The organism is Rhodoplanes tepidamans, from assembly GCF_030813915.1.
Lineage (GTDB): Bacteria > Pseudomonadota > Alphaproteobacteria > Rhizobiales > Xanthobacteraceae > Rhodoplanes > Rhodoplanes tepidamans.
This window is the reverse complement of sequence record NZ_JAUSUJ010000006.1, coordinates 102,519-126,777: the sequence shown is the minus strand read 5'-3', so window position 1 is coordinate 126,777 and position 24,259 is coordinate 102,519. Positions and strand designations below refer to the sequence as shown.

The 24,259-nt window shown below is 71.2% G+C and carries 21 protein-coding genes; 14 read left to right on the top strand and 7 right to left on the bottom strand.

From position 1 onward, the window contains the following. Window positions 1–69 precede the first annotated feature (69 nt). A complete protein-coding gene (locus J2S22_RS09385) occupies window positions 70–1,809 on the bottom strand; it encodes a caspase family protein (RefSeq protein ID WP_272779464.1) in 1,740 nt (579 codons plus the stop codon). Between the two features lie 609 nt (window positions 1,810–2,418). Here J2S22_RS09385 and acs point away from each other — a divergent pair. Together acs and J2S22_RS09375 are read left to right on the top strand one after the other, a co-directional pair. Further along, entirely contained in the window at window positions 2,419–4,371 is a 1,953-nt protein-coding gene (gene acs / locus J2S22_RS09380; protein ID WP_272779463.1) for an acetate--CoA ligase, read from the top strand. A 363-nt stretch (window positions 4,372–4,734) separates the two neighbouring features. Continuing rightward, window positions 4,735–5,238, top strand: coding sequence for a L,D-transpeptidase (locus J2S22_RS09375; protein ID WP_272779488.1), 504 nt, complete (start codon window positions 4,735–4,737; stop codon window positions 5,236–5,238). 197 nt (window positions 5,239–5,435) lie between these two features. Here J2S22_RS09375 and J2S22_RS09370 read toward each other — a convergent pair whose 3' ends face one another. The 3 genes from J2S22_RS09370 to J2S22_RS09360 all read right to left on the bottom strand — a co-directional run bounded on the left by J2S22_RS09370 (window position 5,436) and on the right by J2S22_RS09360 (window position 7,363). Next, window positions 5,436–6,152 (bottom strand): OmpW/AlkL family protein, encoded by a 717-nt coding sequence (locus J2S22_RS09370; RefSeq protein WP_272779462.1) that lies wholly within the window; start codon window positions 6,150–6,152, stop codon window positions 5,436–5,438. 289 nt (window positions 6,153–6,441) lie between these two features. Then, window positions 6,442–6,924 carry a thermonuclease family protein gene (locus J2S22_RS09365; protein WP_272779461.1) on the bottom strand — a complete coding sequence of 161 codons (483 nt, stop codon included), beginning with the start codon at window positions 6,922–6,924 and terminating at the stop codon, window positions 6,442–6,444. Window positions 6,925–7,138: 214 nt separating this feature from the next. Beyond that, on the bottom strand, window positions 7,139–7,363 hold the full coding sequence (locus tag J2S22_RS09360) for a DUF1674 domain-containing protein (RefSeq protein WP_272779460.1): 225 nt from the start codon (window positions 7,361–7,363) through the stop codon (window positions 7,139–7,141). A 192-nt stretch (window positions 7,364–7,555) separates the two neighbouring features. On the opposite strand from J2S22_RS09360, the gene htpX reads away from it, so the two are divergent. From htpX to purH, 4 genes are all read left to right on the top strand, one after another. Beyond that, window positions 7,556–8,524: a zinc metalloprotease HtpX gene (gene htpX / locus J2S22_RS09355; RefSeq protein WP_272779459.1), complete on the top strand. Its 969-nt coding sequence runs from the start codon at window positions 7,556–7,558 to the stop codon at window positions 8,522–8,524. Window positions 8,525–8,728: 204 nt separating this feature from the next. Next, the gene (locus tag J2S22_RS09350; RefSeq protein ID WP_272779458.1) at window positions 8,729–10,069 is read left to right on the top strand and encodes an RsmB/NOP family class I SAM-dependent RNA methyltransferase; all 1,341 of its coding nucleotides are present in this window, start codon (window positions 8,729–8,731) and stop codon (window positions 10,067–10,069) included. Between the two features lie 104 nt (window positions 10,070–10,173). After that, the gene (locus J2S22_RS09345; protein WP_272779457.1) at window positions 10,174–11,940 is read left to right on the top strand and encodes a heparinase II/III family protein; all 1,767 of its coding nucleotides are present in this window, start codon (window positions 10,174–10,176) and stop codon (window positions 11,938–11,940) included. Between the two features lie 124 nt (window positions 11,941–12,064). Then, on the top strand, window positions 12,065–13,657 hold the full coding sequence (gene purH, locus J2S22_RS09340) for a bifunctional phosphoribosylaminoimidazolecarboxamide formyltransferase/IMP cyclohydrolase (RefSeq protein WP_272779456.1): 1,593 nt from the start codon (window positions 12,065–12,067) through the stop codon (window positions 13,655–13,657). A 49-nt stretch (window positions 13,658–13,706) separates the two neighbouring features. Here the strand turns inward: purH and J2S22_RS09335 are convergent, their stop codons facing one another. From J2S22_RS09335 to J2S22_RS09325, 3 genes are all read right to left on the bottom strand, one after another. Next, window positions 13,707–14,123 carry a DUF6640 family protein gene (locus J2S22_RS09335; protein WP_272779455.1) on the bottom strand — a complete coding sequence of 139 codons (417 nt, stop codon included), beginning with the start codon at window positions 14,121–14,123 and terminating at the stop codon, window positions 13,707–13,709. 99 nt (window positions 14,124–14,222) lie between these two features. Next, window positions 14,223–15,194 (bottom strand): hypothetical protein, encoded by a 972-nt coding sequence (locus J2S22_RS09330; protein ID WP_272779454.1) that lies wholly within the window; start codon window positions 15,192–15,194, stop codon window positions 14,223–14,225. A 31-nt stretch (window positions 15,195–15,225) separates the two neighbouring features. Beyond that, entirely contained in the window at window positions 15,226–16,053 is an 828-nt protein-coding gene (locus J2S22_RS09325) for an alpha/beta hydrolase (protein ID WP_272779487.1), read from the bottom strand. 179 nt (window positions 16,054–16,232) lie between these two features. Between J2S22_RS09325 and J2S22_RS09320 the strand changes: the two genes are divergently transcribed. The 8 genes from J2S22_RS09320 to J2S22_RS09285 all read left to right on the top strand — a co-directional run bounded on the left by J2S22_RS09320 (window position 16,233) and on the right by J2S22_RS09285 (window position 24,231). Continuing rightward, entirely contained in the window at window positions 16,233–17,591 is a 1,359-nt protein-coding gene (locus J2S22_RS09320; protein ID WP_272779453.1) for a glycosyltransferase family 4 protein, read from the top strand. 228 nt (window positions 17,592–17,819) lie between these two features. Beyond that, on the top strand, window positions 17,820–18,359 hold the full coding sequence (infC, locus tag J2S22_RS09315) for a translation initiation factor IF-3 (protein ID WP_272779486.1): 540 nt from the start codon (window positions 17,820–17,822) through the stop codon (window positions 18,357–18,359). 295 nt (window positions 18,360–18,654) lie between these two features. Then, window positions 18,655–18,855 carry a 50S ribosomal protein L35 gene (gene rpmI, locus J2S22_RS09310; RefSeq protein WP_272779452.1) on the top strand — a complete coding sequence of 67 codons (201 nt, stop codon included), beginning with the start codon at window positions 18,655–18,657 and terminating at the stop codon, window positions 18,853–18,855. A 69-nt stretch (window positions 18,856–18,924) separates the two neighbouring features. Then, complete coding sequence (gene rplT, locus J2S22_RS09305; protein ID WP_111419834.1) at window positions 18,925–19,284, top strand: 50S ribosomal protein L20; 360 nt, start codon at window positions 18,925–18,927, stop codon at window positions 19,282–19,284. 108 nt (window positions 19,285–19,392) lie between these two features. Next, window positions 19,393–20,475, top strand: a complete 1,083-nt coding sequence (gene pheS / locus J2S22_RS09300; RefSeq protein ID WP_272779451.1) for a phenylalanine--tRNA ligase subunit alpha — start codon at window positions 19,393–19,395, stop codon at window positions 20,473–20,475. A 109-nt stretch (window positions 20,476–20,584) separates the two neighbouring features. Then, window positions 20,585–21,025: an endonuclease domain-containing protein gene (locus J2S22_RS09295; protein ID WP_307155818.1), complete on the top strand. Its 441-nt coding sequence runs from the start codon at window positions 20,585–20,587 to the stop codon at window positions 21,023–21,025. Between the two features lie 3 nt (window positions 21,026–21,028). Further along, window positions 21,029–23,455 carry a phenylalanine--tRNA ligase subunit beta gene (gene pheT, locus J2S22_RS09290; protein ID WP_272779449.1) on the top strand — a complete coding sequence of 809 codons (2,427 nt, stop codon included), beginning with the start codon at window positions 21,029–21,031 and terminating at the stop codon, window positions 23,453–23,455. After that, window positions 23,455–24,231 carry a sulfite exporter TauE/SafE family protein gene (locus J2S22_RS09285; RefSeq protein ID WP_272779448.1) on the top strand — a complete coding sequence of 259 codons (777 nt, stop codon included), beginning with the start codon at window positions 23,455–23,457 and terminating at the stop codon, window positions 24,229–24,231. The genes pheT and J2S22_RS09285 overlap by 1 nt, the downstream gene beginning before the upstream one ends. Window positions 24,232–24,259: the final 28 nt, after the last annotated feature.

The following is a 24,259-nucleotide window of genomic DNA, read 5'->3' as shown; positions in this document are numbered from 1 at the left end:
ACCGAGGAGAAACCGAAACGGCCGGACGTGACGCCCGGCCGTTCTGGTTTGTGCTCCGTGGCCCGGGGATCAGCGGAACCGGCCGAAGCCGCCGCCGCCGAACCGCATGCCGCCACCGCCGCCCATCTTCATGCCGCCGCCCATGCCGCCCGCCGGGCGCCCGATCATCGGGCGCGGACCCATGACGGGCTTGCCGACGACCGGCCGGGTCATGATCGGCTTTCCGACCACGGGCTTTCCGATCACCGGCTTGCCGACGATCGGACGGACGACCGGCTTCGGCTTGTCGATCACCGGACGGCCGACGATCGGCTTGTCGATCACGGGCTTGCCCGGCCGGCCGATCACCGGCTTGTCGCCGCCGGGCTTGCCGTCATGCGGCTTGCCGTTGTGGGGCTTGCCGCCGATCGGCGGCAGCGGGCGGTGGCCGAAATGCGGCCGGCCCAAGAACGGACGGTCGAGCGGGCGGTCGACGATCCCGGGGGCGGAGATCACCGGGGCCACCAGGGCCGGCCCGGCCGGGCCGGGGTCGGCCAGCGCATGGCGGGTCGGACCCGCGAGGTCGGTGCGGCGCCGGATGGTCGGCGTGCCGCAGGCGCGGTCGCGCGCCTCGGCGCCGGCCGAGCGGCCGGTGCGCTCGAGCAGGCGCTGGGCCGTCTTCGCGTAGTCGCTGGTCGGGAACTCGGCCAGGAAGGCCCGGTAGGCCGCCGGCGTGTTGATGGTCGCGGCCTCGTGCCAGGCGACCAGCTCCTGCCGGCGGTCGAGCAGGCCGCGCACCCGCGGCGCGTAGCTCTCGGCCGGGAACAGGTCGAGATAGGCCTGGTAGGCCTCGAGCCGGTCCTCGCGGATGACGATCTCGTAGGCCTCGCGGGCCGACTTCGGCTGCAGCTCGGAGCGCCAGCCGTCGGCCGAGCGGGTCAGCGGGGCGCCGCCGAGGGAGGCGACCTGGGTCCCGGCCGCGGCGGTTCCGCCGCCGGCGCCGCCGGTCGGGCCGCCGGCGCCGCCGGTCGGGCCGGTGGCGGCGTCGGCCACCCCGGTGGTCTCGGCCGGGCCCTTGAAGAACGAGAAGTCGCCGGTCAGCGACGAGCTCTCCCACGGCGTCTGGCGCCCGTCGGTCTCCTGGTGGACGGCGTAGCGCACCCGCTTGAACGCCTGCTCGATCGGCAGGCCGGGCTCCTTCGCCACCCTCAGGAAGGCGGCCGTGTAGGGGCTGTTGCGGCCATCGCCGTCCTCGGCCTCGGAGCCTGGCGCCGTCGCATAGGAGACGATGGTGCCGTTCGGCGCGTCGACGATGGCCAGCCCGCGGCCGCCGCTCCGGCCGACCGCCGAGAACGGATTGTTGCGGCAGGCGTCGAGCATCACGATGCGGGTCTTCACCGGCACGGCGGCGAGCGCGTTCATGAGATCGGCGAGCCGCACCGTCTCCAGCGGCACGTCGGTCTCCTGGCGGATCTGGGCGTCGACCGGGACCAGATAGTTGTCGCCGTCCACCTGGAGGCCGTGGCCCGCGTAGTAGACGAGCGCGACCGTGTCGGAGCCCTTGGCCTGGACTGTGCGGGCGAAGTCGCCGATGGCGCGGCGCATCTCGGTCTGGCCGAGGTCGCGCGCCGTGATCACCTCGAAGTCGGCCGAGCGCAGCAGGTCGGCCATCGCCTTCGAGTCGTTCGCCGGGTTGTCCAGCACCGGGACGGCCTTGTAGGACGCGTTGCCGATCACCAGCGCGACGCGGCTCTCGGCGAGCGCGCCGCCGAGCGCCGTGCAGGACAGGAGCGCCACGGCGCCCGCGAACAGAACCGACCGACAGGACATGACCGCACCTCGTGACATCGTCGTTCTCCCCGATGGGCGCCCCGGCGGAGCCGGCGGGCCCGGTGCTGCTCCGGCGGTTGGGTCCGCCCGGAAGCCCACGGTTCGCATCGCGGCGCCAAGGTGACCGCTCGGGACCGGTCGACACTGTGAGAGGCCTCACACGAGCGCGCCGTCTCACGCGGGCGTGAGACGGACGTGATCACGGCTGGCTGCGTCGCCGCGCTGCGCCGCAGCACGGAATTCCCAGGTAACGACAGTTCCTCTTTCTCCGGGGCCGTCGGGCGCCGGTCTCCCGGCGCGGCGTCGCCGCCAGTTGCCAAGCCGGCGCGATTGCGGGAGGCTTGCCAGATAGACGAGACGGCTCCGGATGCTGCGTCCCGTGGCCCGCTCCGGCGGACACCGGCGCGTCGCCGATGCGTGCCGGCGCCGCTGCACCATGCCGCGGCACCGCCCTGCGCCGACCGCGAGACGGACGTGTCGACCAAAGTGTGAGGAGCGCCCGTCTTGTGGCGCCCGCCCCACACAGCCTATTGATTGTGGAACGAGGAAACGGAACGGCGCGGTCGGGGCGAGGCCCCGCAATCAACGGCGCCGCGGAGGGAGCAGCAGATGACGGGAAAAGTGTACGAGGTTCCGGGCGACTGGTCGAAGCGTGCCTATCTCGACGACGCCGCGTATCAGGAGATGTACCAGCGGTCGATCTCCGACCCGAACGGCTTCTGGGCCGAGCACGGGAAGCGGATCGACTGGTTCAAGCCCTTCACCAAGGTGAAGAACACCTCCTACGACCCGCACAACGTCTCGATCAAGTGGTTCGAGGACGGCACCACCAACGTCGCCCACAACTGCATCGACCGTCATCTCGCCACCCGCGGCGATCAGGTCGCGATCATCTGGGAGGGTGACGATCCCAAGGACGATCGCAAGATCACCTACAGGGAGCTGCACGCCGAGGTGTCGCGCTTCGCCAACGTGCTTAAGGCGCGCGGCGTCAAGAAGGGCGACCGCGTCACCATCTACCTGCCGATGATCCCCGAGGCCGCGGTGGCGATGCTGGCCTGCGCCCGCATCGGGGCCGTCCACTCGGTCGTGTTCGGCGGCTTCTCGCCGGATTCGCTCGCCGGGCGCATCGAGGATGCGAAGTCCTCGGTGGTGATCACGGCGGACGAGGGCGTGCGTGGCGGCCGCAAGGTGCCGCTGAAGGCCAATGCCGACGCGGCGGCGACGCGCGCCGGCGGCGTCGACACCATCCTGGTGGTCCGCCGCACCAACGCGGCCGTGCCCATGCAGGCAGGCCGCGACGTCTATTACGACGAGATCGCCAAGACCGTCTCGGCCGACTGCCCGTGCGAGGAGATGGGGGCGGAGGATCCGCTGTTCATCCTGTACACCTCGGGCTCGACCGGCCGGCCGAAGGGCGTGCTGCACACGACCGGCGGCTATCTGGTCTACACCGCGATCACCCACCAGTACGTCTTCGACTATCACGACGGCGACATCTACTGGTGCACGGCCGACGTCGGCTGGGTGACGGGCCACAGCTACATCGTCTACGGCCCGCTCGCCAACGGCGCCACCACGCTGATGTTCGAGGGCGTGCCGAACTACCCGTCGAACTCGCGCTTCTGGGAGGTGATCGACAAGCACAAGGTCGACATCTTCTACACGGCGCCGACCGCCATCCGGGCGCTGATGCAGGCCGGCGACGAGCCGGTAAAGAAGACCTCGCGCAAGAGCCTGCGGCTCCTGGGCTCGGTCGGCGAGCCGATCAATCCGGAGGCGTGGGAGTGGTATCACCGCGTCGTCGGCGACGACCGCTGCCCGATCGTCGATACGTGGTGGCAGACCGAGACGGGCGGCATCCTGATCACGCCGCTGCCCGGCGCGACGAAGCTCAAGCCCGGCTCGGCGACGCGGCCGTTCTTCGGCGTCGTGCCGCAGATCGTCGATCCGGCCGGCAACCCGCTCGAGGGCCCGTGCGAGGGCAGCCTGTGCATCGCCGACTCGTGGCCGGGCCAGATGCGCACCGTGTTCGGCGACCACGAGCGCTTCGTGCAGACCTATTTCTCGACCTATGTGGGCCGCTACTTCACCGGCGACGGCTGCCGCCGTGACGAGGACGGCTACTACTGGATCACCGGCCGCGTCGACGACGTGATCAACGTCGCCGGTCACCGGCTCGGCACCGCCGAGGTGGAGTCGGCGCTGGTCGCCCATCCCAAGGTCTCGGAGGCCGCCGTGGTCGGCTATCCGCACGACATCAAGGGGCAGGGCATCTACGCCTACGTCACGCTGATGACGGGCCAGCAGCCGAGCGAGGAGCTGCGCGCCGAGCTGGTCGCCTGGGTGCGCAAGGAGATCGGCCCGATCGCCTCGCCCGACGTGATCCAGTTCGCCCCGAGCCTGCCCAAGACCCGCTCCGGCAAGATCATGCGCCGCATCCTGCGCAAGATCGCCGAGAACGAGTTCGGCAATCTCGGCGACACCTCGACGCTCGCCGACCCGACCGTGGTCGACGATCTGGTCAACAACCGCCAGGCCTCCCAGCGCGGCGCCGCCTGACGCGCTTCGCCGTTTCGAAGGACGTGACGCCCTCGCCGGCCTGCCGGCGGGGGCGTCGTCGTCATGGCCCGGTTTACGGACGGCGCGTGATCACGATCCGCGCGACTCTCGAGCCGTTGCACGCGCTTTCAGACCCGCCGACAGCATTGTCGTAGCCACTCCGGGTAAATCCGCCACAGCAACTGTGACGTTTCTGCTGCACCTGTCGTTTACTTCGATCACGAACGCTTTGAAGGGGTTGCCCCGAACTCACCGAATATCAAATGGTGACGTCGTCTGATCCGTGGACGACGGGCCACGGTGTGGACGTCGACATCGTCTGGCATTTTCGCAGGGGGAACCATGGCACGCATCGGGTCACGGATGGCCGCCGTCGCGGTCGCGGCCGGCATGGTGGTCGCACTGGCGGCACCGCAGAGCGCCTCGGCGCGCGAGCAGGTCGCGTTCCGGGATGCCGGCTACGAGGCCGGCACGATCGTGGTGAAGACCAAGGAGCGCCGGCTCTATCTGGTGCTGGGCGACGGCACCGCGCTGCGCTATCCGGTCGGGGTCGGCAAGGCCGGCAAGCAGTGGAGCGGGGTGAGCCGCATCACCGGCAAGTACGTCAAGCCGGACTGGGCGCCGCCCGCCGAGGTGAAGCGCGACAACCCGCGCATCCCGGACCTGATCAAGGGCGGCACGCCGCAGAACCCGATGGGGGTCGCGGCCATGACGCTGTCGGGCGGCGAGTACGCGATCCACGGCACCAACGTGCCGCGCTCGATCGGCGGATTCGTGTCCTACGGCTGCATCCGCATGTTCAACGAGGACATCACCGACCTCTACGGCCGCGTCACGGTCGGCACCACCGTGGTGGTCACGCGCTGACCGCCGCGACCGGCCTCGGATCGCCGGACGGGTTCCACGGGCGCCCGCGGGCGCCCGTTTCGTTTCGCGGCCGCGCGCGCCGGCAGGTCGGAAACGCGAAGCGGGCGCCCTGGGGCGCCCGCTGGCTCGCGCTCGCGGAGGGTCGGGGGCTGCCGGCGCGCGCCGGACCGGCGGCCGAAGCCGCCGGTCGGAACCGGTCAGAACCGGTAGGTCACGCCGCCGGCGATCAGCCAGGGGTCCAGCTCGACCTTGCCGGTGACCGGGACGACGTAGTTGAGCGTGCCCTCCCATTCGGGCCGCAGATAGAGCTTCTTGACGTCGAAGTTCACGCCCCAGTGGCGGTCGATCATGTAGTCGAAGCCGATCTGGCCGGCGACGCCGAACGTGTTCTTGAGCTTGCTCTCGGTGACGGCGACGCCGTTCAGCCAGGTGTTGCCGGCATCCTGATTGAAGAACACCGTGTAGTTCACGCCGAGGCCGATATAGGGCTTGAACGCGCCGAACTGGGTGAAGTGGTACTGCAGCGTCAGGGTCGGCGGCAGCAGCCACGCCTTGCCGACGTCGAGGCTGTCGATGGTGCCGGTCCCGGTGACGTGGTGGCGGGTCACGCCGAGGATCAGCTCGGCCGCGATGTTCGGGGTGAAGTAGTAGGTGATGTCGAGCTCCGGCACGACCGTGTCGGAGGTCTTGAGGTCCGAGCCGGGGACCTGGTCGACGGTGCCGCCGTCGTTGGTGATCACGCCGAGCGCGCGCAGGCGGATCTGCCACGGGCTCGGCGCCTCGATGACGGGCGGCGCCTTGTAGACCGGCCTGGCGGACAGGTCGGCGGCCGCGGCGGTGCCGGCCGCGAGGGCGGCGGCGGAGGCGGCGGCGAGCAGAACGACGGTGGTCCGGGCTGTGGTTCGAGCGTGCATGAGTCCCCCTTCAGGCAAGCGACATGGCGCGTGCGCACGACGGCTCGCGGCGCGGTGGTTCGGAGCGCGGTGATTTCGAGCAGGACGAGTTCAACCGGGGGTGACCGGAGCTAAGCCGATCGCGCGGCGTTCGGCCAGTAGGGACCTACCGTCCGGATCGTGGAAGTTGCGCGAGAGCGGCGCCTCGTGGCGTCAGGGATACAAAAATGTGAATATATTTACGGTGGATGTCAGGGGCGGCTTACACTTTGCCGTGGAAAACGGCACGCGTCCCGGTCGCGTCCGGCCGTCACCCGCGGCCGCACCAGCCGAAGCGGTGGCCGCCGCCATAGGGGCGGGCGACGCCGGCGGCGATCAGGGCGGCGGCGACGTTCGGGGTCTTTCGCGTCGCCACGTCGGCCAGCACCCGGCCGTACTTCTCCTCGCCGGCGGCCGAGATCGCCACCTCGCCCTCCGCCAGCAGCCGGCGCAGCACCGCCCGGGCCTCCTCGGCCTTCACCCGCTCGGCCTCGCACTGGCCGTGCAGCTCCGGGGTGTCGACGCCGCGCAGCCGCACCCGGCCGGTGACGGTCCGGTCGTCGCGGACATGGATCCGGGCGTCGAAGGTGTCGCCGTCGACCACGTAGACGACGTCCACGGCCATGCGGGCCGGAGCGCCGCGCAGGTCGGCATGCGGGGCCGGCGCCCGCCCGCGGATCAGCGGCTCGCCGTCCCACCACGACTTCAGGGCGGCGAGGCCGAGCACGGCGAACGCGACCAGCACGCTGACCACCAGCCGGTCGGCGGGCGAGCGCTTTACGGAATATCTTCTGGCGCCTCGGATCATAGTCCCAGGGTAGCGATTCGCCGGGGGACCGGCAATGCGGCGGCGACCGCGAGGCGCGACCCGGTCCTGATGGTGCGGGACGCGCTCCGCGAGCGCTCCTCACCATGAGGGTCGAAGGCGGCGGATCCCTGTCGCACCGACGCGTCCGAGACGAGCCGGGTCAGAAATCGCTGGCGATGCCCTTCACTTCCCAGTCGCCGTAGCGGTCGGGCTCGAGGCCGCCGCGGCCGCGGAGCTCCTTCGGCCGGCCGGCGGTCCGCTGGTCGATCTCGGCGCGGCGGGCGGCCGCCTCGGCGAGCGCCCGCTGGGCGGCCGGGCTCAGCAGCCTGGCCGGCGGCTCGGTCGGGACGGTGTCGTCGGTGGTCGGGGCGTTCTTGTCGCTCATGTCCGCTAGAGAAGCCCGGCCGGCGCCGACGTCAACCCCCGGCGACCTGCCGCCGGCGGCCGCGGCCGGGAAAGAAGCGCGACGCTCGGCCGCGGTGGGCGGGCGCGCGGTATGCTTGTCGGGATTTTCCGCCTTTCCCATATCGGAGGCGACACGGCCGCCCGCGACGGGCGGCCCGCGACGAGGGCTAAGATGAACTACCTGAAGACCGCGATCCTGCTGGCGGGGCTGACCGCCCTGTTCATGGGCGTCGGTTACCTGATCGGCGGCCAGGCTGGTGCGACCATCGCATTCCTGGTGGCCGCCGGCATGAACCTGTTCAGCTACTGGAACGCCGACCGGATGGTGCTGTCGATGACCGGCGCCCACGAGGTCGACGCGCGCACCGCGCCCGAGCTGTACGCCATGGTGCACGAGCTGTCGCAGCGCGCCGGGCTGCCGATGCCGCGCGTCTATCTGATCGACGACCCGCAGCCCAACGCCTTCGCGACCGGCCGGAACCCGCAGAACGCCGCCGTGGCGGCGACCACGGGCCTCCTGAACATGCTGTCGCGCGAGGAGGTGGCGGGCGTGATGGCGCACGAGCTCGCCCACGTGAAGAACCACGACACCCTGATCATGACGATCACGGCGACGATCGCGGGCGCGATCTCGATGCTGGCGCAGTTCGGCCTGTTCTTCGGCGGCGGCAACCGCGACAACAACGGCGGCGGGCTCGGCATCGTCGGCACGCTGGCGATGGTGATCCTCGCCCCGATCGCCGCCATGCTGGTGCAGATGGCGATCAGCCGGACCCGCGAATACGCGGCGGACCGCATGGGCGCCCAGATCTGCGGCCGTCCCGACTGGCTCGCCTCGGCGCTCGCCAAGATCGACAACGCCGCCCACCAGATCCCCAACGAGGCGGCCGAGCGCAACCCGGCCGTGGCCCACATGTTCATCATCAACCCGCTGTCGGGGGCCCGGATGGACAACCTGTTCACCACCCACCCGGCGACCGAGAACCGCATCGCGGCGCTGCAGCGGTTCGCCGCCGAGATGGGCGGCGGTTTCGGTGGCGGCTTCGGCGGCGGCTCCGCCCGCCCGGCCGCCCGGCCGGCCGGCAGCCGCCCGAGCTCCGGTCCGTGGAGCGGCGGAGCGCGCCGCGGCCCGTGGGGCTGATGCGGCGCCGACACCATCGTCGTACCGGGTGCGGGCATACCGGGTCCGCGACGCGGTCGGAGGCGGGTTGCCTTCGGCCGCTCGCAATCTGTTATTAGGCTCCTGCCGGTCGCCGAACCGGCGTGTTCTCGTTCGCGTTACCGGGGAACCCCGGTGCGGCCCGCGCCGGTCCGCGCCCGTCGTCCGGTCGGAGCCCCGAAGCACATGCCACGTCCCGCCTATTCGCCGCCCTCCCAAGCGCCCGGCTTCGCCGCACGGCGGGTCGCCGCCGAGATCGTCGAGGGGGTGCTCCATCGCGGCCGCTCGCTCGACGAGCAGCTCGACGGTGCGACCGCCAACCAGGGGCTGGGGCTCCTCTCCGACCGCGACCGCGCGCTGGTCCGCCGCATCGTCGGGACCACGCTGCGCCGGCTCGGCACCCTGCGCCACCTGGTGACGAGCTGCCTCGACCGCGGCCTGCCGGCCGAGGCGGCGCGGCTGGAGAGCGCCCTGCTGGTCGGCGCCGCCCAGATCCACGTCCTCGACATTCCGGACCACGCCGCCGTCGACCTCTCGGTCCGGCTCGTCCAGGCCGACCGCCGGTCCGCCCGCTATGCCGGGCTCGTCAACGCGGTGCTGCGCCGGATCGCCCGCAGCGGCGCCGAGCTGATGGCCGACCGCGATCCGGTGACGCTCGACACGCCCGCCTGGCTGCTCGACCGCTGGAGCCGCAGCTACGGCGCCGAGACGGCCCGGGCGATCGCCGCCGCGCATGCCGGCGAGCCGGCCCTCGACCTCACCGTGAAGAGCGATCCCGAAGCCTGGGCCGCGCGGCTGCGCGGCAAGGTGCTGCCGACCGGATCGGTCCGGCTGGTGCCGCACGGGCCGGTGTCCGGCCTTCCCGGCTATGCCGAGGGCGAGTGGTGGGTGCAGGACGCCGCCGCGGCGCTGCCCGCCCGTCTGCTCGGGCCGGTCGCCGGGCTCGCGGTCGCGGATCTCTGTGCCGCGCCGGGCGGCAAGACGCTGCAGCTCGCCGCCGCCGGCGCCCGCGTGACGGCGATCGACCGTTCCGAGCCCCGCTTGGCGCGCCTGCGCGAGAACCTCGCCCGGGTCGGGCTCGCCGCCGAGACGGTGGCCGCCGACGTGACCGAGTTCCGGGCCGGGCCGTTCGACGCGGTGCTGCTCGATGCGCCGTGCTCGTCGACCGGCACGATGCGGCGCCATCCCGACATTCCCTGGCGCAAGACCGAGGCCGACCTCGTCGCCCTCGCCGGCCTGCAGGCGGCGCTGCTCGACCGCGCCGTCGATCTGCTGCGCGACGGCGGCACGCTCGTCTACTGCACCTGCTCGCTGGAGCCGGAGGAGGGCGAGCAGCAGATCGCGGCGCTGCTCGATCGCGATCCGCGGGTCGTCCGCAGGCCGGTCTCGGACGACGAGATCCCCGGTCTCGCCGGCCTCGTCGGACCGGCGGGCGAGCTGCGAACGCTACCGGCCGCGTGGCCGGATCCCGAGCCCCGCATGGGCGGACTCGACGGTTTCTTCGCGGCCCGCCTGGTGCGCCGCTGAGCCGGGCCCGGCGGGCCGCCGGAAGTGTTGCCCTGAAATTTCCGTTCGTTATGGTGTCCGCCACGCGTCGGCGGGACGCGTCAGCGGAAGGGGCCCGGGTTTCGATGTCCCGCGTAGCGATCGCGGACCGCGGAAGGTTGATCTGGTACGCGGTGCGGCGCGGTCTCGCCCATGTGGCGGGCCGGCTCGCGGCGTTGCGCGTGCTCGACCTGTTCCGCTGGACCGGCCGGGGCGAGCGCATCGCCATCGCGCCGCAGTCGCTGCGCACCTCCGATCCGACCCGGGCGAGCGAGATCTATGCGGGCCGCTTCGCGCTCGCCGGCAAGATCGTGATCTGCGACGGCCGCTCGCCCTTCGAGATGGAGCCGCCGACCGCGGACTGGGCGGCGTCGCTGCTCGGCTTCGGCTGGCTGCGCCACCTGCGCGCCGCCGAATCGGCCGCCGCCCGCGCCAATGCCCGCGCCCTGGTCGACGAGTGGATCGCCCTGCAGGGCGGCTGGCACGGGATCGCCTGGCGGCCCGAGATCCTGTCGCGCCGGATCGTCTCCTGGCTGACCCAGGCGAGCCTGATCCTGGCCGATGCCGACGTGCGCTTCTATCGCCGCTTCCTGCGCAGCCTCGGCCGGCAGGTGCGGTTCCTGCGCTGGACCGCCGCCGACGCCCAGGACGGCGTGCCGCGCCTGCAGGCTGCGATCGCGCTCACCTACGCGGCGCTGTGCATGACCGGGCAGCTCCGCCACCTCAAGCGCGCGACGCGCCGCCTCTCGGCCGAGCTCGAGCGCCAGATCCTCGCCGACGGCGGTCATGTCAGTCGCAATCCCGGCGCCCTGATCCAGATCCTCGCGGATCTGCTGCCGCTCGCCCAGGCCTTCACGGCCCGCAACGTCGCGCCGCCGCCGGCGCTGCTCAATGCGGTCGACCGCATGATGCCGATGCTGCGGTTCTTCCGGCACTCCGACAAGACCTTCGCGCTGTTCAACGGGATGGGGCCGACCGCCCAGGATCTGCTGGCCACCATCCTGGCCTACGACGACGCCCGCGGCACGCCGGTCGCCAACGCGGTCCACTCGGGCTACCAGCGCATCGAGGCGCGCGACACCGTGGTGCTGATGGACACGGGCGCGCCGCCGCCGCTCGCGCTGTCCGCCGACGCGCATGCCGGCTGCCTGTCGTTCGAGCTGTCGTCGCGCCAGCAGCGCATCGTCGTGAACTGCGGTCTGCCGGCGACCGGCAAGGGCAACTGGCGCCATCTGGCGCGGGCCACGGCGGCGCATTCCACGGTCACGTTCAATCAGACCTCGTCCTGCGATTTCTACGACACGCGGCTCATGCGGCGGGTGTTCGGGACGCTGATCTCGGGCGGCCCGAGCCGCATCGTCGCCACCCGCGACGCCGACGACCACGCCGAGCAGGTCCGCGTCAGCCACGACGGCTATGCCGGCCGCTTCGGCGTGATCCACCAGCGCACCGTCACGTTGACCGCCGACGGCCGGCGGCTGGAGGGCGAGGACATCTTCCTGCCGGCCCGCGGCGAGGCCCTGCCGGCCAAGACGCCGGACGAGTTCGCGGTGCGCTTCCACCTGCATCCGAGCATCCGGGTCTCGCCGGTCGACGACGGCCACGGCGTGATGCTGACGCTCGCCAACAGGGACGTGTGGACCTTCCTGGCGCACGAGGACCGAGTCGACATCGAGGAGAGCGTCTTTCTCGGCGGCCGCACCGGCCCGCGCCGCACCGTGCAGCTCGTCATCCACGGCAACGCCCGGCGGGCACCGCGGATCGAATGGACCTTCGCGCTGACCAGCGAGACGCTGCCGACCGGCGCGTCCTCGCGCGGGGGCCGCGAGCAGGCCTCCGGGCTGTCGCGGTGAGGCGCCGCCGGCGCCGGCGGATCGGCGGCGAGCGGCTGTGTCGAACCCGGAAAATGCGCTAGCCAAGGCGGGGGCTGCGGCCCAATATGCCGCCGACCCGCATCAACCAGACCGATATAACGTGATGACCGAACAACCGCGTCGCATTCTCCGCGCTCTCCTGTCCGTCTCCGACAAGTCCGGCCTCGTCGACTTCGCCCGTGCCCTCGCGGGGCACGGCGTCGAGCTGGTGTCGACCGGCGGCACCAGGAAGGCGCTCGCGGAGGCCGGCCTCGCGGTGCGCGACGTCTCCGAGCTCACCGGCTTCCCGGAGATGATGGACGGCCGTATCAAGACCATGCACCCGAGGGTGCACGGCGGTCTCCTCGCCATCCGCGACAATGCCGAGCATGTCGGCGCCATGTCGGCGCACGGCATCGCGCCGATCGATCTGCTGGTCGTCAATCTCTATCCGTTCGAGGCGACGGTCGCGAAGGGCGCCGGCTTCGAGGAGTGCATCGAGAACATCGACATCGGCGGTCCGGCGATGGTGCGCGCGGCGGCCAAGAACCACGCCGACGTCACCGTGGTGGTCGACGCGCAGGACTATGCGGTGGTGCTCGGCGAGATGGACCAGCACGGTGGAGCGACCACCCTGGCGCTGCGCAAGCGCCTCGCCGCCAAGGCCTATGGGCGCACCGCCGCCTACGACGCGGCGATCTCGGGCTGGTTCGCCGAGACGCTCGACGAGCCGACGCCGGACTGGCGGGCGCTCGGCGGCAAGCTGATCCAGACCATGCGGTACGGCGAGAACCCGCACCAGGTCGCCGCCTTCTACCGCTCGCCGGAGGTGCGCTTCGGCGTCGCCACGGCCCGCCAGGTGCAGGGCAAGCAGCTCTCCTACAACAACATCAACGACACCGACGCGGCCTACGAATGCGTCGCCGAGTTCGATCCGCGGCGCACCGCCGCCTGCGCCATCATCAAGCACGCCAATCCGTGCGGCGTCGCCGAGGCCGAGACGCTCGTCGAAGCCTATCGCAAGGCGCTGATGTGCGACCAGGACTCCGCCTTCGGCGGTATCGTCGCGGTGAACCGCACGCTCGACGCCGAGGCGGCCCGCATGATCACCGGGATCTTCACCGAGGTGATCATCGCCCCCGACGCGACCGACGAGGCGATCGAGATCGTCCGTGCCAAGAAGAATCTCCGCCTGATGCTGGCGGGCGGCCTGCCGGATCCGCGCGCCCGCGGCTTCACCATGCGGACCGTCGCGGGCGGCTTCCTGATGCAGTCGCGCGACAACGCCGTCGCCGACGACCTCGACTTCAAGGTGGTGACCAAGCGGGCGCCGACCGAGGCCGAGCTCGCCGACCTCAGGTTCGCCTTCCGGGTCGCCAAGCACGTCAAGTCGAACGCCGTCGTCTACGCCCGGGACCGCGCCACCGTCGGGGTCGGCGCCGGCCAGATGAGCCGCGTTGATTCGGCGGCGATCGCGGTCCGCAAGGCCGAGGCCGCGGCGCGCTTCTTCGAGCTGCCGGAGCCGCTCACCAAGGGCTCGGTGGTCGCCTCCGACGCCTTCTATCCGTTCCCGGACGCGCTGCTGGTGTCGATCCGGGCCGGTGCCACCGCGGTGGTTCAGCCGGGCGGGTCGATCCGCGACGAGGAGGTGATCAAGGCGGCCGACGACCACGACGTCGCCATGGTCCTCACCGGCGTGCGCCACTTCCGGCACTGAGCGGAACGACCTGCGGCAGCTGGCTCGCCGGCCGGGCGGCTCGCTTCGGTCAGGGCGATCGAACCGCCATGCGCGGGCGCCGGAGCAGCCACCCGGCGGTCGCGAGCAGAACCATGTTCACGATCGCGCCGAGCAGGTTGAGATCGAGTCCGGCGAGCCGGACCTCCTTGCCCGGATCGGCGAGCAGCGTGTCCGGCACCAGCATGGCCGGGAAGAAGGCGAGCCAGATCGCGCCCTGGATCAGGATCGCGATGCCGGCCCGCTCGGTGCGCCGCCGGCCCGACCAGGTCAGCCACAGCGAGACCGCCGACAGGAGCGTCATCGCGATCACGAACCACGCGCCGTGGAAGCGCGCGTGCGGCGACCACAGCTCGCTGAAGATGTGGGTCGTGTTCCAGTCGGCGATGTTGCCGGACAGCGTGGTCAGGGCGACGACGCTGATCAGCAGGCGAGACACGAGGAGCATGGCGGCGGTCCCGGTGCGAGGGTCTGTCCCTCAACGCACGGGCCGTGCTTTCGATCGCCGGCCCCGGCCCCGGCCCCGCCACGCGGTCCATTGCGGCGGCTACGGCTTCACGTTCTCCGGCACGATCAGCGGCACGAAGGAGAAGACGCCGGGCATGTCGGGGTCGACGATGACGCGCACTGCGTGGACCTCGGTTTCGCCCATCACCTGCAGACGCTGAACGCCGGGGACCAGCCGCATCCGCGTGTCGCGGAAGCCGGTGACCTCGAGCGTGTGGTAGTCCCCCTGGACCAGCAGCACGGGCCGGCCGAAGGCGCGTGCCTCGCGCTCGATCGCCTGGATGGTGTCGCGGAAGCCGGACGCCGGCGGGATCGTGCCGACCGAGTCGCGGATGTCCCAGAGATTGGCCTGCAGGGCGATCACCACGGCCTTGGCGCCGCTCTCGCGCGCCTTGGCGAAGCTCGCCGCGAGCCAGGCGAGATTGGCGCGGTTGCGCTCGAAATACTCGGCCGCGGCGGCGGGATCGCGGGTCTCGAAGCCGTTGTTCGAGCCGACCACGTGCAGGGTCACGAACAGAACGTCGTTGCGGGCGAAGCGCGCGTTCTCGACATGGCGGGCGAACTCCGGCATGGCGCGCGCCTGGCTTTCGACCGCCATCGGGGCGCGGCCCAGGCTCTTCTCGGGATCCGGAAAGAACATCTGGCGCACGCGGGCGAGCCGCTCGCGCGGATCGGACCCGGTGCGGTGGCAGTCCGTCCACTCGTTGTCGCCGATCGCGTAGACGAGCGGCTGCTCGAACGTCCGGAACTGGTCCAGCACCTTCTGGAACGCGTCGTCCGTGCAGGCCGTGGAACCGCTCTTGGTGTCGCCGACATGGATCGAGAAGGCCGGCTTCAGGCGATTGACGGCGGCGATCAGCCGGTCGAACCGGTCGTAGTCGGCCGGGACCGTGTAGGGCATGTCGCCGAGGGCCACGAACGAGAAGGCACGCTCGCCGCCGACCGATTCGGCGGCGACGGCGGGAGAGGCCAAGGCGGAGAGGACGGCGAGGACGAGGGCGAGACGACGCATGCGGGCTCCTGCGGGGACGAGGGTCGGCCGCTCATCCTGCCGCCGGCGTATTGCGATCGTGCGATGCCGCCGCCGTCACGCTGTCGACCATCTCGGCGACGGCGCCGAGAATGCGCGAAATGTCCTCCGGCCGCGACAGGCGGTGGTCGCCGTCCTTGATCAGGGTGAGCACCACGTCGTCCTGGGCGAGGCGGGCGACGAGCGCGCTCGCGTGCTGCCACGGAACGTCGGGATCCTGGACGCCCTGCAGGATGCGCACCGGGCAGCCGGTCTCGATCAGGTCGCCGAGCAGCAGGTGGTCGCGGCCCTCCTCGATCAGCCGCCGCGTGATCACATGCGGGCCGGTGTCGTAGTCGGTCGGGCGCTCGAAGCGGCCGGTGGTCTCGAGCTCGCGCTTCACCTCGGGCGGGAAGCGCTTCCACATCAGCTCCTCGGTGAAGTCGACGGCGGGCGCGATCAGCACCATGCCGGCGATGCTCGCATCGCACGGCGTGGCGCGGCGCTTCAGCGCGCGCGCCAGCAGCAGCGCCATCCAGCCGCCCATCGACGAGCCGACCAGGATCTGGGGGCCGCGGCAGGCCGTCATGAACACCGCGAGGGCGTCCTCGAGCCACGATCCGATGGTCCCGTCGGCGAAGGCGCCGCTCGATTCGCCGTGCCCGGCGTAGTCGAAACGGACGATGCCGTGGCCGTGCTCGGCCGCCCAGGCATCGAGCGCCCGCGCCTTGGTGCCCTGCATGTCGGACATGAAGCCGCCGAGCCAGACGATGCCGGGCGCCCGGCCGGCCCGCTGCCGCACCGCGATGCGGCGCGCCTGCGCGCCCTCGCCGACCTCGAGGTGGGCGACGTCGTTCTCCATGATGCACTCCGGATGGCTCTCGCGGGATGGGTCGGTCACGAATATTGCCGCCCTCCGGCCCGCGGTCTATACCGGCATGCCGGGCGGGAGACCGGCGTCGCGCGCATCGACGATCGGTGCCGCGTCCGCGCGGACCCGTCCGCGTCGGCGTGGAGCGGTCCACGCCAGGAGGGTGATGTTTGCCGGCAGCTCTGGGCGTGTCGCACGGAACTCGCGTAACCGGGACCTCGGAGGGATCGACGATCCCGGCGCGGGGGCCGGATGCGGACGAGCCCGGCGAGCGCGAGCCGGACGCCGGCGCCGCGGGTCCGTCCGTCCGTCCGCTGGCGGTGCTGATCACGGTTCCGACCCTCGACGTCGGCGCCGCCGACGAAGGCGCGATCGAGCTCGCCCGCATTCTCGGCCGGGCCGGCCACCGTCCGGTGGTCGCCTCGCGGGGCGGACGCTTCGAGGGCGAGATCGCCCGGCTCGGCGGCGTGTTCGTGCGGCTCGACGCGACCAGCCACAATCCGCTGGTGATCGCCCGCAACGCCGGCCGGCTGCACCGGCTGATCCGCGAGCACGGCTGCGACGCCGTCCATGCCCACGGCCGCGCCTCGGCGTGGAGCGCCTGGGCGGCCGCGCGCGCCTCCGGACGGCCGTTCCTCACCACCTGCTACACCGGCTTCCGCGAGCAGAACCGGCTCAAGCGGATCTATAACGGCGTGATGGCGCGGGCCGACCGGGTGATCGCGGTGAGCGAGCCGATCGGCGACCTGATGGTGGAGCGCCACCGCGTGCCCTGGGCGCGCCTCGCCATCGTCCACCCGGGGGTCGACCTGACGGGGTTCGATCCGGGCGGCATCGCGCCCGACCGCATCGCCGCCGCCCGCAAGACGTGGGGCGTGACGCCCGACACGCGGGTGGTCCTGGTACCGGGCCGGATCATCCGGCGGCGCGGCCACCATGTCGCCGTGCAGGCGGCCGCCCATCTCAAGGCGCGCGGACTGCGCGACTTCCTGTTCGTGCTGGCCGGCGAGGACGGCGGCACGTCGAGCTTCTCGGGCGAGCTGTGGGACCAGGTGCTCGCCTCGCGGACCGCGGACGTCGTCCGGCTCGGCGGGCCGAGCGCCGACCCGCCGGCCTGCTGCGCCGCCGCCACCGTGGTGGTTTCGGCCGCGATCCAGCTCGAGGGCCTGCCGCGCGGCCTGCTCGAAGGCATGGCGATGGCGCGGCCCGTCGTCGCCTCCGACCTCGCCGCCGGGCCCGAGGCCGTGCTGTCGCCGCCGACGGTTCCCGAGGACCGGATGACCGGCCTGCGCGTCCCGGCCGGGGACGCCGCGGCGCTCGCCGCCGCTCTGGTGCGGATGTTCTCCTATTCGGACCACGCCCGTCACGCCATGGGCCAGCGGGCCCGCGCCTGGGTGCTGTCCGAGTTCGACCCCGAGGATACGGCCGCCCGCATCCTGTCGATCTATGCGGACGTGTGCGGGGGCCCGGCCCGGGGTGCGGCGACGCCGCACCCGGCCGGCCCGGCCGTCGATCCGCGGCAACGTTGACTTGAAACCCGAATGTCCCAATTCTAATGATCCTCTCGCACGCGCCCGTCCGGCGCGACCGCCGGTATTGGGTAGCGGTCTGCGACGCGGTGATGCGGGAACGAGCGAGACGGGTTCTTCCGGCGCAGCGTCGCGACCGTCGTCCCGAGCCTTCGGATTCGGACGACCTCAGCCACGACCACCCGGGATTCGACGACCACAGGTTCAACGACAGAGGAGTTTACAGCCATTCGCCGCCCCATGAGAGCGCCGCCCCCCGTCCAAAAGGACGGGCCGCGCGTCAACGAGGAGATTCGCGTCCGAGAGGTTCATCTGATCGACAAGGATGGCGCCAATCGCGGCACCACCCCAATTGCAGAGGCCTTGCGGCTGGCCCAGGAGGCCGGGCTCGACCTGGTCGAGATCGCGCCCAACGCGACCCCGCCGGTCTGCAAGATGCTCGACTACGGGAAGTTCAAGTACCAGGAGCAGAAGAAGGCCGCCGAGGCGCGCAAGCGTCAGAAGATCGTCGAGGTCAAGGAAATCAAGTTCCGCCCGATGATCGACGACCACGATTACGACGTGAAGATGCGCGCCATGAACCGCTTCTTCGAGGAGGGTGACAAGGTCAAGGTGACCCTGCGGTTCCGCGGGCGCGAGATGGCGCACCAGGAGCTCGGGTTCCAGCTCCTCAACCGCGTCAAGGACGACACCTCCAAGCTCGCCAAGGTCGAGCAGGACGCCAAGATGGAGGGTCGTCAGATGGTCATGGTGCTGGCGCCGCGCTGACCCGCCGCGCGCCGGCCCCCAGCCGGCCCGGTCGCCTCGCCCCCGGACAGCCGTCTCGGACGGTCCGCTCCGGCCGCCCCGACCTTCCGGTGGCGGCCGGAGTTGCCATTCGGGGCGGCCTCTGCCATAACCCCGCCTTCCCGCCGCCCGGCTGATAAATGGGCTGCCGTGGCGGCGTCGTGCCCGTTTGGGCACCGTGCCCGTTTCCGGGCGCGCTCATACCAACCAGACGGTCCGGCGGACCCGGGGGCCTCTTCGGCCCGGCCCGGTCGCGCACGGCCAGGAGACGAGCCAAATGCCCAAGATGAAAACCAAGTCGGGCGCGAAAAAGCGCTTCAAGATCACCGGCACCGGCAAGGTGAAGTACCAGCAGTCCGGCAAGCGTCACGGCATGATCAAGCGGTCGACCAAGCAGATCCGCGAGCACCGGGGCACCACGGTCCTGTTCAAGACCGACGGCGACAACATCAAGAAGTATTGGATGCCCAACGGCTGATCGCCGCCCGCCGCGTTCATCCACGCGGCATTCGACTGCTAGACACCAACCGTTTCCAGGAGATCAGCCATGGCCCGCGTCAAACGGGGCGTCACCGCGCACGCCAAGCACAAGAAGGTCCTCAAGGCCGCCAAGGGCTATTACGGCCGGCGCAAGAACACCATCCGGGTCGCCAAGCAGGCCGTCGAGAAGGCGCAGCAGTACGCCTATCGCGACCGCAAGGTGAAGAAGCGCACCTGGCGGGCGCTGTGGATCCAGCGGCTCAACGCCGCCGTGCGTCCGTTCGAGCTCTCCTACAGCCGCTTCATCGACGGTCTCGCCAAGGCCGGCATCACGGTCGACCGCAAGGTGCTGTCCGATCTCGCCATCCGCGAGCCGGCGGCGTTCCAGGCGATCGTCGAGAAGGCCAAGGCCGCGCTCGCGGCCTGAGGCCGGGCGGTCCGAGACTTCGACCGGGTCCCGAGGCCGCGATCCTTCAGCGGTCGTGTTGCCGGGTCGTCCGCGCGTGCGGACGGCCGCGCTGCCTTGGGGTGAGCCATGTCGGAGATTGCCGAGCTCGAGGCCCGTCTGCTGGCCGACGTCGCCGCGGCGGCGGACGAGCCGGCGCTCGAGGCCGTGCGGGTCGCCGCGCTGGGCAAGAAGGGCGCCGTCTCGGCCCTGCTCGCCACGCTCGGCAAGATGTCGCCGGAAGAGCGCAAGACCCAGGGGCCGCTGATCAACGGCCTCAAGGACCGACTCGGCGAGGCGCTCGCGGCCCGCCGCGCCGCGCTGCGCGATGCCGCGCTCGACCGGCGCCTCGCCACCGAGACGGTCGACGTCACGCTGCCGCTGCCCGACGGTCCGCTCGACCGCGGCCGCATCCATCCGATCAGCCAGGTGATCGACGAGCTGACGGCGATCTTCGCCGACATGGGCTTCTCGGTCGCGGAAGGTCCGGACATCGAGACCGACGACTACAACTTCACCCGGCTGAACTTCCCGGTCGGCCACCCGGCCCGGGACATGCACGACACGTTCTTCTTCCCGCCGAAGCAGGACGGCTCGCGGCTCTTGCTGCGCACCCACACCTCGCCCGTGCAGGTGCGCACCATGCTGTCGCAGGAGCCGCCGATCCGGGTGATCTGTCCGGGCCGCACCTACCGCTGCGACTCGGACCAGACCCACACGCCGATGTTCCATCAGGTCGAGGGCCTCGTCATCGACAAGGGCTCGCATCTCGGCCACCTGAAGTGGATCCTCGCCGAGTTCTGCAAGGCCTTCTTCGAGGTCGACCAGGTGAAGATGCGGTTCCGGCCGTCGTTCTTCCCGTTCACCGAGCCGTCGCTGGAGGTCGACATCCAGTGCCGCCGCGACAAGGGCGAGATCCGCTTCGGCGAGGGCGAGGACTGGCTCGAGATCCTCGGCTGCGGGATGGTGCACCCCAACGTGCTGCGCAACTGCGGCATCGACCCCGACGTCTACCAGGGCTTCGCCTGGGGCATGGGGATCGACCGCATCGCCATGCTGAAATACGGCATGCCGGACCTGCGCGCCTTCTTCGAGGCCGACGTCCGCTGGCTCGACCACTACGGCTTCCGCCCGCTCGACTTCCCGACGCTCGCGGGGGGACTGAGCGGGTGAGCGCCGCAAGCTGTTAGAAGCCGCGACGCAAACGCAAGGGCGGCGCGGACTCCCTCCCCCGCGTGCGGGGGAGGGTCGGGGAGGGGGAAGGCGGCACGACGGGTCGATCATGGCTGACCAACCGAAATCGCCGGCCTGGCGCGTCACTCCGAGGATGCGGTCGCGCTCTCGCGCGCTCCGTCGGGACATGACCCATGCCGAACGCAAGGTCTGGTACGCCCTGCGGGCACATCGTCTCGGTGGCGCGAGCTTTCGTCGACAGACCCCGGTCGGCCCTTACCTGGTCGACTTCCTCTGTCATCAGCACCGGCTGGTCGTCGAGGTCGACGGAGGGCATCACGTCGAAGGACCGCAGCGTGATCACGATCTCCGACGCGAGGCGTTTCTCCGCTCCAAGGGCCATCGCGTTCTTCGCTTCAGCAATCTCGATGTGCCGACCAATTTGCTTGGCGTGCTGGAAACGATCGTCACGTCACTCGGACATGCCCCCTCCCTACCCTCCCCCGCAAACGGGGGAGGGGGAGAGCGCGGCGGGCTTTGTGGGTCATAAGACATGAAATTCACCCTCTCCTGGCTCAAAGACCATCTCGACACCGACGAGCGGCTCGCAGCGATCGTGGAAAAACTCACCATGATCGGGCTGGAGGTCGAGGAGGTGGAGGACAAGGGCAAGCTCCTCGCCCCCTACGTCATCGCCCGGGTGATCTCGGCCGAGCAGCATCCGAACGCCGACCGGCTGCGCGTCTGCATGGTCGACATCGGCCCGGCCGGCGACGGCAAGCCGATCCAGGTGGTGTGCGGCGCGCCCAATGCGCGCACCGGCATGACGAGCGTGTTCGCACCGGCCGGCACCTGGATTCCGGGCAAGAAGCTGACGCTCTCGGTCGGCACCATAAGGGGCGTCGAGAGCCACGGGATGCTGTGCTCCGAGGCCGAGCTCGAGATCTCCGACGATCACGACGGCATCATCGATCTGCCTGCGGACGCGCCGGTGGGCACGTCCTTCGCGGCCTGGGCGAAGCTCGACGATCCGGTGATCGACATCAATCTCACGCCCAACCGGCCCGACTGCACGGGCGTGTCCGGCATCGCCCGCGATCTCGCGGCGGCCGACATGGGCACGCTGATCAACAAGCCGATCCCGCCCGTGAAGGGAGCGTTCCCGTGCCCCGTCTCGGTGACGCTCGATTTCGGCGACACGCCGTCGCTGTGCCCGGCCTTCGGGCTCCGCCTGGTGCGCGGCGTCAAGAACGGCCCGTCGCCCGAATGGATGCAGCGCCGGCTCGCCGCGATCGGGCTGCGCCCGATCAACGCGCTGGTCGACATCACCAACTTCCTCACCTTCGACCGCGCCCGGCCGCTGCACGTGTTCGACGCCGCCAAGGTGAAGGGCGACCTCGTCGTCCGGCGCGGCCGTGCCGGCGAGTCCCTGCTGGCGCTCGACGGCAAGACCTACGCGCTCGACGACAGCATGTGCGTGATCGCCGACGAGAACGGCGTGGAGTCGCTCGCCGGCATCATGGGCGGCGAGGTGTCGGGCTGCGACGAGGGCACGACCGACGTCCTGATCGAGTCGGCCCTGTGGGACGAGATCAACATCGCGCTCACCGGCCGCAGGCTCGGCATCGTCACCGATGCGCGCTACCGCTTCGAGCGCGGGGTCGATCCGGCTTTCATGCTGCCGGGCCTCGACCTCGCGACGCATCTGGTCATGGAGATCTGCGGCGGCACGCCCTCCGAGGTGGTGGCCGCCGGCACCCCGCCGATCCCCGACCGGGTGATCGACTTCCAGCTCGATGCGCTGCCGCGCCTCGCCGGGCTCGAGATCGGCCTCGCCGAGGCCAAGCGTGTCCTCACCCGGCTCGGCTTCTTCGTCGCCGGCGACGCCAAGAAGCTGAAGGTCGCGGTGCCGTCGTGGCGGCCCGACGTCGACGGCGTCGCCGACCTGGTCGAGGAGGTGGTGCGCATCGTCGGCGTCGATCGGGTGCCGCTCACGCCGTTCCCGCGCGACGACCGCGGCCGCAAGCCGGTGCTCACCCCGATCCAGGCGCGCACCCGTCGCGCCAAGCGGGCGCTCGCCGCACGCGGCCTCACCGAGGCCGTCACCTGGTCGTTCATCTCGAAGCGGGAGGCCGAGCTGTTCGGCGGCGGAAGCCCTGAGCTGGCGCTCGCCAACCCGATCGCGGCCGAGCTGTCCGACATGCGGCCGAGCCTGCTGCCCGGCCTGATCGCCTCGGCGCAGCGCAACGCCGACCGCGGCTTTCCGGATGTCGCGCTGTTCGAGGTCGGCCAGATCTTCCGGGGTGACAAGCCCGAGGATCAGTTCGTCGCCGCCGCCGGCCTGCGGCGCGGCCTCGCGCGGCCGACCGGCACCGGGCGCCACTGGCGCACCGGCGCGGCGGCCGCCGACGCCTTCGACATCGAGGGTGACGCGCTCGCGGTGCTCGCCGCCTGCGGCGCGCCCGTGCAGGGCGTGCAGATCCAGCCCGGCGGTCCGGCGTGGCTGCATCCGGGCCGCTCCGGCACGCTGCAGATGGGGCCGAAGCTCGTCTTCGGGCATTTCGGCGAGCTGCACCCGCGGCTGCTCGAGGCGCTCGACGTCGCAGGGCCCGTCGTCGCCTTCGAGCTGATCCTCGACCGCATCCCCGAGCCGAAAGCCAAGGCGACGCGGGCGAAGCCGCCGCTGGAGCTCGCCGCCTTCCAGCCGGTGACGCGCGACTTCGCCTTCATCGTCGACCACGCCGTGAAGGGCGCCGACATCGTGCGGGCCGCGCAGAGCGCCGACCGCAAGCTGATCGCCGGCGTCACGGTGTTCGACGTCTACGAGGGCAAGGGCATCGATCCCGGCCGGAAGTCGGTCGCCATCGCGGTCACGCTGCAGCCGCGCGACAAGACCCTCACGGACGAGGAGATCGAGGCGGTGGGGCAGAAGATCGTCGGCGAGATCGTCAAGCGGACCGGCGGCGTGCTGAGGGCCTGATGCGCGAGCTCCTGCTCGCGCTCGGAATCGCGGACCATTCCGTCGGCAGCATCGCCTTCGTGGCGGCCGCGGCGTTCATCGCCGGGCTCGCCCGCGGCTTCTCGGGATTCGGCTCGGCCCTGATCTTCGTGCCGCTCGCCTCGACCATGATCGCTCCCAGCCTGGTGGCGCCGCTGCTCGTGGTCGTCGACGTGGTGATGTCGGCCGGCATGATCCCGGGCGCGGTGCGGCTCGCCGACAAGCGCGAGGTGTTCACCATGCTGACCGGCACCGTGTTCGGCCTGCCGCTCGGCACCTTCGTGCTCACCCATGCGAGCCCGGTGTCGATCCGCTGGGCCGTCGCCGTGCTGGTGTTCCTGATGCTGGCCGTCGTCATGTCGGGCTGGCGGTTCAAGGGCAAGCCGCGGCGTCCGCTCACCGTCGCGGTCGGCGCGACGGCCGGCTTCTTCAGCGGCATGTCGCAGACCGGCGGTCCGCCCGTGGTGCTCTACTGGCTGGGCGGCGCCGGCCACCACGCGGCGGTGCGGGCGAATCTGGTGTTCTACTTCGCGCTGTCGACGCTGCTGTCGATCACGGCCTATCTGACGGTCGGCATGTTCACCACGGCGGTGCTCGGCCTCGCCGTGCTGGTCGGTCCGGTGTACGGGATCGGCCTCTTCCTCGGCGCCCGCATGTTCGGGCTCGCCGACGTGCGCGTCTTCCGCGCCGTCTCCTACAGCCTCATCGCCGCCACCGGCCTGTTCAGCCTGCCGGTGTTCGACGGGATTCTGAGATAACGCTTCTCGTCATTCCGGGGCGCCGCGC

What these genes read in the sequence shown, in the direction of transcription:
- pheS (WP_272779451.1), top strand. Translation starts at nt 19,393, where the DNA reads ATGTCGGAGATTGCCGAGCTCGAGGCCCGTCTGCTGGCCGACGTCGCC.
- J2S22_RS09360 (WP_272779460.1), bottom strand. Translation starts at nt 7,363, where the DNA reads ATGAGCGACAAGAACGCCCCGACCACCGACGACACCGTCCCGACCGAG.
- J2S22_RS09330 (WP_272779454.1), bottom strand. Translation starts at nt 15,194, where the DNA reads ATGCGTCGTCTCGCCCTCGTCCTCGCCGTCCTCTCCGCCTTGGCCTCT.
- J2S22_RS09350 (WP_272779458.1), top strand. Translation starts at nt 8,729, where the DNA reads ATGCCACGTCCCGCCTATTCGCCGCCCTCCCAAGCGCCCGGCTTCGCC.
- J2S22_RS09295 (WP_307155818.1), top strand. Translation starts at nt 20,585, where the DNA reads ATGGCTGACCAACCGAAATCGCCGGCCTGGCGCGTCACTCCGAGGATG.
- J2S22_RS09370 (WP_272779462.1), bottom strand. Translation starts at nt 6,152, where the DNA reads ATGCACGCTCGAACCACAGCCCGGACCACCGTCGTTCTGCTCGCCGCC.
- rplT (WP_111419834.1), top strand. Translation starts at nt 18,925, where the DNA reads ATGGCCCGCGTCAAACGGGGCGTCACCGCGCACGCCAAGCACAAGAAG.
- J2S22_RS09285 (WP_272779448.1), top strand. Translation starts at nt 23,455, where the DNA reads ATGCGCGAGCTCCTGCTCGCGCTCGGAATCGCGGACCATTCCGTCGGC.
- J2S22_RS09335 (WP_272779455.1), bottom strand. Translation starts at nt 14,123, where the DNA reads ATGCTCCTCGTGTCTCGCCTGCTGATCAGCGTCGTCGCCCTGACCACG.
- purH (WP_272779456.1), top strand. Translation starts at nt 12,065, where the DNA reads ATGACCGAACAACCGCGTCGCATTCTCCGCGCTCTCCTGTCCGTCTCC.
- rpmI (WP_272779452.1), top strand. Translation starts at nt 18,655, where the DNA reads ATGCCCAAGATGAAAACCAAGTCGGGCGCGAAAAAGCGCTTCAAGATC.
- J2S22_RS09345 (WP_272779457.1), top strand. Translation starts at nt 10,174, where the DNA reads ATGTCCCGCGTAGCGATCGCGGACCGCGGAAGGTTGATCTGGTACGCG.
- htpX (WP_272779459.1), top strand. Translation starts at nt 7,556, where the DNA reads ATGAACTACCTGAAGACCGCGATCCTGCTGGCGGGGCTGACCGCCCTG.
- pheT (WP_272779449.1), top strand. Translation starts at nt 21,029, where the DNA reads ATGAAATTCACCCTCTCCTGGCTCAAAGACCATCTCGACACCGACGAG.
- J2S22_RS09325 (WP_272779487.1), bottom strand. Translation starts at nt 16,053, where the DNA reads ATGGAGAACGACGTCGCCCACCTCGAGGTCGGCGAGGGCGCGCAGGCG.
- J2S22_RS09385 (WP_272779464.1), bottom strand. Translation starts at nt 1,809, where the DNA reads ATGTCCTGTCGGTCGGTTCTGTTCGCGGGCGCCGTGGCGCTCCTGTCC.
- acs (WP_272779463.1), top strand. Translation starts at nt 2,419, where the DNA reads ATGACGGGAAAAGTGTACGAGGTTCCGGGCGACTGGTCGAAGCGTGCC.
- J2S22_RS09375 (WP_272779488.1), top strand. Translation starts at nt 4,735, where the DNA reads ATGGCCGCCGTCGCGGTCGCGGCCGGCATGGTGGTCGCACTGGCGGCA.